Genomic DNA, 265 nt, shown 5'->3' with positions numbered 1-265 from the left:
ATTCTATAAAGTGGAAACGTTGGATGAAACGCTGGATGAAATTATAACTCATAAAAAAAATATCAGCAGGTTTGGAGACGGAGAGTTTCGTTTAGTACTTAATACTTCAGGTATTGGCTTTCAAAATGGAAGTGAAGAACTAACGGAGAAGCTTCGAGAAGTTTTGGCCTCCAATGTACCCAATCACCTTATTGCCATTCCCGAAACGTTCTCTTTGAAAAATAATCTCAATTGGCGGGTAAAATTTTGGTGGCTGAATTACATC

General features: G+C 37.4%; 1 protein-coding gene. It reads left to right on the top strand.

Features of this window, described 5'->3' with window-relative positions; genetic code table 11:
- Positions 1–265: GT-D fold domain-containing glycosyltransferase (locus tag SCA31_RS23800; RefSeq protein WP_410699472.1), on the top strand; the 265-nt coding region annotated here is incomplete at both ends.

Origin of the sequence: Chryseobacterium sp. SIMBA_028 (assembly GCF_046535285.1) — a bacterium.
GTDB lineage: Bacteria > Bacteroidota > Bacteroidia > Flavobacteriales > Weeksellaceae > Chryseobacterium.
The sequence above is the reverse complement of the archived record's forward strand: the minus strand, read 5'-3'. Positions and strand labels throughout refer to the sequence as shown.